At 45.5% G+C, this 6938-nt stretch carries 12 protein-coding genes; 9 read left to right on the top strand and 3 right to left on the bottom strand.

Annotated features, from left to right (window positions below):
• On the top strand, positions 1-128 hold a 128-nt coding region (locus FDX01_RS07785; RefSeq protein WP_170974767.1), incomplete at its 5' end, for a BrnA antitoxin family protein.
• Positions 129-377: 249 nt separating this feature from the next.
• On the opposite strand, the gene FDX01_RS23630 is transcribed toward FDX01_RS07785, so the two are convergent.
• Entirely contained in the window at positions 378-533 is a 156-nt protein-coding gene (locus FDX01_RS23630) for a hypothetical protein (RefSeq protein ID WP_249360903.1), read from the bottom strand.
• Positions 534-896: 363 nt separating this feature from the next.
• The gene (locus FDX01_RS23635) at positions 897-1052 is read right to left on the bottom strand and encodes a hypothetical protein (protein ID WP_249360904.1); all 156 of its coding nucleotides are present in this window, start codon (positions 1050-1052) and stop codon (positions 897-899) included.
• Between the two features lie 887 nt (positions 1053-1939).
• Between FDX01_RS23635 and FDX01_RS07800 the strand changes: the two genes are divergently transcribed.
• From FDX01_RS07800 to FDX01_RS07825, 6 genes are all read left to right on the top strand, one after another.
• A complete protein-coding gene (locus tag FDX01_RS07800; protein WP_050074851.1) occupies positions 1940-2131 on the top strand; it encodes a Rop family plasmid primer RNA-binding protein in 192 nt (63 codons plus the stop codon).
• Complete coding sequence (locus FDX01_RS07805) at positions 2131-2562, top strand: excisionase family DNA-binding protein (RefSeq protein ID WP_050074852.1); 432 nt, start codon at positions 2131-2133, stop codon at positions 2560-2562. The genes FDX01_RS07800 and FDX01_RS07805 overlap by 1 nt, the downstream gene beginning before the upstream one ends.
• A gap of 1407 nt (positions 2563-3969) precedes the next feature.
• Complete coding sequence (locus FDX01_RS23640; protein WP_137399571.1) at positions 3970-4515, top strand: hypothetical protein; 546 nt, start codon at positions 3970-3972, stop codon at positions 4513-4515.
• Between the two features lie 4 nt (positions 4516-4519).
• Positions 4520-5104 (top strand): tetratricopeptide repeat protein, encoded by a 585-nt coding sequence (locus FDX01_RS07815; protein ID WP_137399572.1) that lies wholly within the window; start codon positions 4520-4522, stop codon positions 5102-5104.
• Between the two features lie 165 nt (positions 5105-5269).
• Positions 5270-5512, top strand: coding sequence for a type II toxin-antitoxin system RelB/DinJ family antitoxin (locus FDX01_RS07820; protein WP_137399573.1), 243 nt, complete (start codon positions 5270-5272; stop codon positions 5510-5512).
• Positions 5502-5801, top strand: coding sequence for a type II toxin-antitoxin system RelE/ParE family toxin (locus FDX01_RS07825; RefSeq protein WP_137399574.1), 300 nt, complete (start codon positions 5502-5504; stop codon positions 5799-5801). The genes FDX01_RS07820 and FDX01_RS07825 overlap by 11 nt, the downstream gene beginning before the upstream one ends.
• Before the next feature lie 39 nt (positions 5802-5840).
• Here the strand turns inward: FDX01_RS07825 and FDX01_RS07830 are convergent, their stop codons facing one another.
• Positions 5841-6284 (bottom strand): ribbon-helix-helix domain-containing protein, encoded by a 444-nt coding sequence (locus FDX01_RS07830; protein ID WP_137399575.1) that lies wholly within the window; start codon positions 6282-6284, stop codon positions 5841-5843.
• A 165-nt stretch (positions 6285-6449) separates the two neighbouring features.
• Here FDX01_RS07830 and FDX01_RS07835 point away from each other — a divergent pair, with 165 nt between their 5' ends.
• Together FDX01_RS07835 and FDX01_RS23180 are read left to right on the top strand one after the other, a co-directional pair.
• Entirely contained in the window at positions 6450-6743 is a 294-nt protein-coding gene (locus tag FDX01_RS07835; RefSeq protein WP_137399576.1) for a BrnT family toxin, read from the top strand.
• On the top strand, positions 6730-6938 hold a 209-nt coding region (locus tag FDX01_RS23180), incomplete at its 3' end, for a toxin-antitoxin system, antitoxin component (RefSeq protein WP_137399577.1). The genes FDX01_RS07835 and FDX01_RS23180, both read left to right, overlap by 14 nt.

The raw sequence follows: 6938 nt of genomic DNA on the forward strand, positions 1-6938 counted from the left end.
AAACCCAGGCATCAGTCCGGATTGATGCTGATGTCATGGCGTGGCTGAAAGAACCCGGAAAAGGATACCAGACAAGACTCAACGCCATTCTTCGTGAAGCAATGCTGCGGGAATTGCATCGTAAGTAACTTCAGACAACAACACGGTCCCGCTATATGCGGGATTTGTTATAACCTTTTTTAGCTTTCAGCGAATAAGATACACTTAATATATTTTTACGGAAAGATATCATCTCGTTTTTTATTATTATATGTATTCCAATAATAATTAATAATTTGCAGAATTGATATGTATGCAGTAAATGGTTGTAGAGAGATTGATTATCTCTAACAACCATTTTATTTTATTTTATTTTATTTTATTGAATTTTTAGAGTGCTATTCTTGCTCGCGATCAAATCCGTTAATTACAGTGTAGTTAATGGATGAGTTATCTGCTTTGTTGACTTTAAATTTCGCCCCTTTATAAGAAACAACGCCGTCACCATCTGGTAAATCAGCAGAAAAATCAGTTGTATATGCTGCTCTGGCCATGTTTTTTGAGAACTCACGGTACGTGAATTTAAGTGTTGCTGCTGATTTTCCATTATATTCTATAGTTCTTTCAAGTGAATCACTTATGAGGCAAAGACCATTTTGTGAGTACTTTATGGATATTTCATTAGCGTTGTAAGATGTACCGTTTGGAGGGGATACTGTATTTTTTACTTTATCATAAGTGACGTAGTTTACTGCATTGACGACTACGCCATATAGGTTTTTTAAACCAACAGAGCTTTTGTCTATAGGGTTTGCAAAAATGTTATTCCCTGTGTGGCAATACGTCCCTTTTTTTATTGCAGATAGAGATCCTGATGCATCACCTAAACTTATTATTTCAGTTTTATATCCTGTTGCTTATTTTATTATTGGGTCTCCCATATAGGCAGTATTAGTTGTTCCTTTTTCCGGAGATATGTATTCCTGGCTTGATACTTGATGTGTGATGCTTTTTGGTGCGCATCCTGTTAATACTAATAATGCAATAACACTTAGAGGTATTGTACTTTTCATTAAAAATCCTTTTATGAGAACTTTTATAAGATAATGATTTTACTAAAAAATAATTTTGTTATAACAAATTATTCGCCAAAGTGTGACACTGGTCTTTGATTGCGTAGATCTCGAGGATCGCGAGAGGAATATCTTGAGATCTATCTTCCGTCGTCGTAATCTATTCTACTGTAAACAAAAAAACCACCTGGGGAGGTGGTTTTTTCGAAGGTTAAGTCAGTTGGGGAACTGTTTAACCGGGTAACTGGCTTATGAGGAGCGCAGTCACCAAAACTTGTTCTTTCAGTTTAGCCTTAACTGGCGCATAAATTCAAGACTCAACTCCTCTAATCAGTTACCAGTGGCTACCGCCAGTGGCGATTCGTCGTGTCTTTCCGGGTTGGATTCAAGTGTTAAGTTACCGGAACGGACGTGGTAGTCGGACTAAACGGGGAGTTCGTGCAGATAGTCCAGCTTGGAGCGAACCACCTGTCAGGAACCCAGTTGCACGGGAAGGAATGAGAAAACGCCACCACGGAGTCTACGGAACGGCGGAATGCAACGGGTAAACCTTACGGTGGGAACAGGAGAGCGCACGAGGGAGCCATCAGGGGGAAACGCCTGGTATCTTTAAGTCCTGTCGGGTTTCGCCACTTCTGATTTGAGTACCGGAGATCGTCTGATTTCTGTGAAACTCGTCAGGAGGGCGAAGCCTATGGAAAAACGCCCTGGCGGGGCGTGTCCTTCTCGTTTTTGCCCTGGCTTTTGGTCACGCTTACCGTCTACGTTATCTGTTACTTAGAATCCCACCGCTCGCCGCAGACTCATGACCGAACGTAGTGAGCGAATGAGCGAGGAAGCGGAATATCATCAGATCCTGCATTTGGTACTGCCACACGGAGGTTTTCGTGAACAAAGAACAAAAAACTGCGCTGAATATGGCCAAATTCATTCAGGGTCAGTCTCTGCTTTTGCTGGAGAAGCTCAATGCCCTGGATTTCGATACTGAGGCTGACCTTTGCGAGAAGCTCCATGAGGATACGGAACAGCTTTACCGTGTTTTGTCAGAACGACTGAAGGAATCAGAGGATGGCTACTAATGGCGAAAGTCTCTATCAGTGAAGCTGCGCGGCTTGTAAATGTCAGTCGCCCTACGCTTTACAAGATGCTTAACAATGGAACGCTTACTTACACCTCGGTTGTAAAGCATGGAAAGCAAGTAAAAACCATTGATACGTCTGAGCTTATACGTGTTTTTGGTTCGCTTGGTGGTGTAAAGGACGATACACAAAACGCTGTAAGTGTTGACGGTCATGCTACAGCGATTAACAGTGATATTTTACAAGATTTACAGCATCAGATTGCGTTGTTAAAGACCGAAAATGACGGGCTTAAAGGGGCGGTGAATGCCAGGGATGAACATATCAGTTCACTTCGTCAGGCTATGTTGCTTCTGGAGCATAAACAGGAGCAGCCAGCACCGCAGATCTCTTCTCCGGCGCACTCCCCGTGGTGGAAGTTCTGGAAGTAGTTCTGTCAGTGCATAACCGCCCGTAATACCACATCCCCAGGAATGCGCCGCCCGTACTGACGCACAGCAGGATCAGTGCGGTGAGCAGTAGCGTCAGGAACCGGTCTTTCCATAAAGCATTCCCTGTACGGGCTGGAACGACCCATCCACCTGTTAGGCGCATTTGCTTTTGAATTTGGGGTTCGGTTTTTGGGCACGGCCGTCGGGCGTAATCATCGGGCACAGGGTGCGCCCGATAGCTCTGCCCGATGATTTTATCGGTGAGTGGCCTCGGTGAACGTCCTCGGTGAATCGCATGCACCGAGGACGTTCACCGATGAACCGTCTTCAGGGAGTCGCTAAATCCCTTTAATTCTGGCGTTCCGATGGCTTGCTGGACGCCGCCATCTCTACGACACAGGATATTATTCCGCTGGACGCTGCATAACATCCTGAAGGGCGGCCACACCGTCTCGCTACGCGCGACCAACCCCCTTACAAGCCAATTTTTACCCCTGTTTTTTCCTGTGCGTTTCCCGCTCATAAAAAACCAGTGGAATTGTCTGTAACGAGGTTGGTCGCGCGTCGTCCTTGAGGACTAGCTTAACGGTGTGGCGGGCTTTGCCCCCAAATCCGAAGTCGCCATTGGGATGGCTTGCCTCAGTAGGCTGAGTCATTCGAATTCGGCCCCCCCGAAGGCATGATCCCCTGAACGGGTATCACAAAAAACAGGTCAGACCCGGTTTAACAGGAGGATGGCTCGCAGTGGCGAACCATCCCCCTTCCCCAAGGGTGGGGTCGTTACAGCCCGTAAAGGGTTCGCTTCGCCGCTACGCGCCCTTGACTGGCTTTCTCTCGATTCTAAAGCAGTTCTAAGTCCCCTTGATCTGGCGGCGGTGGCTTGCTCATACAAGACTTCGTGCGCTATGGGGCTTTTACGCGCGAATTTCCGCATCTGCCTTAGGTAAACCCGGATAAATCCGCATTACGGTGTTTCTTTCACGCCAGTTCGGGCACCAGGCAGTGCCGTGCATAGTCATGCATACGGTTAAAACTTATCAGGGGCGTTTTGCGGCATTTCAGCCAGGGATAAGGCGGTCTTTTACGGCGAACGCGCCGGAACCGCACTGAGCGCGTTTTCGCGGTGCGTGCAATTAAGACGTTATGTTCAATTCACTGTGATAGTTGCCGCCGGACGACAGACAAAAAAAGCCCCCTATCGATGTATGCACCATCTTTTATCTCCGTATGGTATGACGTATCTACATCCACTAAGGATTCCTGGCATAAACATGTTCTACGCCAGGTACTTTGTTTAGTACTATGCGTAGTAACTTGTTTTTTTCTTGTATTCTCTGTTTGGTACTGCTATAAATCACCCTGTTGATGATTTAAATTCCGATTGTAAATACATTTAAGGTGATTTCTATGTCTAGTACTGATTGCATTACTGTTCTTACCGCGCGTGGTATTAATGAGATTTTAAAAACTGGTGGAAGTAAGGCTTGGAGACTCAATGCCAGCCATGCGGGAAAATGTTCGTATGTAGTTTGCGTTCAGAACTCGAAGATTGATTGGGGAACCCAAGAGGCAAAACATCACCATGCTTTTATGATTGGACGAATTTCGGGGATTAGCAGGATTCCAGACCATCCAGGGAAGCGTTGGATCATCAACATTGATTCTTATGCTGAGATTGATATTCCTAACCAATGGGATGGAAATCGAAACCCTGTTTCTTACCGAAACCTTGAAGATATGGGGATAGATCTCAGTAAGCTAAATTTTAAACCCCTTGGTAGTGTTGAACCGTCTTCTTTAAGTGGTGTAAATCAGACCGGTAGCGACGAATATGATGAGTACGAAGAAGTGGATGTTAGTGTCAGGCCTTTAAGTCTGAAAGAAGCTAAGACTGGTCTGTCACTTTATTTTGGGGTTAGTGAGGATGACATTCAGATAACCATTAAGGGATGACCTTATGGAGTCGTTCTCTGTTGAGCTCTGGTTACCATTAGCTACTGCTGGAGATAGTCAGGCCAGGTTTAATCTGGGCAAAATATTTTCCAGTGGTCTTGGTGTAAATCAGGATTATGAGCACGCAATATACTGGTTTCAACTTGCAGCTGAGCAAGGCCATGATGATTCCCAGTTTAATCTTGGGTGGTTATATCATCTGGGGTTAGGTGGATATAAGGACATTCAGAAAGCTTCAGAATGGTATCTGAAAGCCGCTGAGCAAGGTCATGCAGAGGCTCAGTTTCACCTTGGAAGACTGTATGCTTTTTCTGATTTAAGAAATGATGCGTTTGCCGTTGAATGGTTTCTCAGTGCCGCGAAGCAAGGTCATGATAGCGCACAATTTAAACTTGGCTGGATGTATCATCTTGGGCTGGGCGTTGAGAAAAGTGATAAGCAGGCTTTCAATTGGTTTATTCTGGCGGCTGAGCAAGATCATGCAGGGGCTCAGGCATCTCTTGGTGAGATGTATAAACATGGATGGGGGGTAGAGCAAGATGATGCTGCCGCGCAGAAGTGGTTTAGTCGATCCCAGCTCATGCCATAGTATCAAACCCGCCTTGGGCGGGTTTTTTTACGCCTGCGTAAAAGTGGTGTTATGGTAAATGAGGAGGCATGAACAACCCCGCCTTGGCTGGATTTTAATTGCCTATTATACGGTTATTGCTTATATTTCGTGTATACAAATGTAATTACATCGAGGGCCGTGTATATGGCAACTATGAACATCCGCATCGATGACGATTTAAAGGCACGTTCTGGTGCAGCGCTTGACGCGTTAGGCGTTACAACGTCCGAAGCCGTTCGCCTTGTCCTGGAGTACGTTGCGCAGAATAACCGCTTGCCGGTGCAGATCGCATTACTGGCAGACGAAGACGCAGACATCATCGAACTGGCGCGCGCTCGCCTGGCTAACCCGGGCAAACGGATACGCGTGAAACTCGATGACCTATGACATTGAATTTTACGAAGAGGCTTTTGACGAATGGCACCGGCTGGATGCCAGCGTACGTGACCAGTTTAAAAAGAAGTTAGCAAAACTGGTCGAAGACCCGCACCGGCCCGCTAATCGGCTGCGTGGGCTTGAGGGCTGTTACAAAATCAAGCTACGCGCCGCAGGGGTGCGTTTAGTTTATAAAGTCGAGGATGGCGAGTTAGTGATCCTGGTCGTGGCTGTCGGCAAACGGGATAAAAACGCAGTTTACGACACCGCCCGCGAACGACTAGTCACCATAGACAAATAGCCCGCGACTGCGGGCTTTTTCATTGGGTTTACACTTATGCTAAATCGTCCCTCTACGCATCAACTCCTGAGTTGCGGCTAAGAAGTAGGATGCATTGAATGTGGAATCTCGATATGTGATTGGTGATGTGCTTCCAGTCTTTTTGAATGTTTCAAAAAAATCATTGGCTGGTTTCTCATCAAGAGGACGGGTATTTCCTTTAGAGTTTAATACGTAGAGTTTTCCCTCATCACTGAACATAGTGAAAGCAACTTTTCGCGCACCAGTTGTTAGCTCCATCGGCGTTTTACATTCATCAACCAGTAATTCGTAAAATGAACCATTCATGTCTATTTTTACCTCTCTTTTTTCATATTCAGTCTCGAGTTCATCAATGAAGCGCTCTAGGGATTCTCGAATAAGAAACGAACGGCTTTTCTCTGTTTTTTTAGATACATAATCGAGCTTTTCCATGAGTTCTTCCGGGAGTGTGACTGCAATCATAATCGCCTCTAATTTTAACCTAATGTTTCATCTAGTTTATATATTAAAGTTTTTTGGTCAAGTGTGTTTGATTGCGTAGGTTGGCGTAGCCTTGAATTTACAGTTATTTTTTCTGCTGCCCTGTGGTATTGTCTATACTTAATTGTATATACAAAAGTGTATTTCATGAGAACAGAGCTTGAGTTTGAATGGGATTCAGTCAAAGCGGAGACGAACTACCGTAAGCATGGAATTCGTTTTGAAGAGGCAGCTCTGGTATTTGATGATCCATTTCATCTGTCGGCCCAGGACCGTATCGAGAACGGTGAGTTCAGGTGGCAGACCATAGGTACGGTGAAGGGGTGTGTTGTGGTTCTTGTGGCGCATACGACACGGTTTGAAGATGGTACGGAAATAATCCGGCTTATCAGTGCGCGAAAAGCAGAGAAGAATGAGAGGAGACGCTATGAGCATGGTTAGATATAAACGCAGTGAAATCCCCCCTCTGACAGAGAAGCGTTCATCTGAATTGAAAACTCTTGCTGCTGAGGCTGATAATCATATTGATTACGAAGGCATCGCTCCGCTGGATGATGCGTTCTGGAAGCAGGCATCCAGAGGTCAGTTTTACCGGCCGCTGAAAACCCAGGCATCAGTCCGGATTGATGCTGATGT

Source organism: Citrobacter sp. wls613, assembly GCF_005281195.1.
In the GTDB taxonomy this organism is placed as follows: Bacteria; Pseudomonadota; Gammaproteobacteria; order Enterobacterales; family Enterobacteriaceae; genus Citrobacter; species Citrobacter gillenii.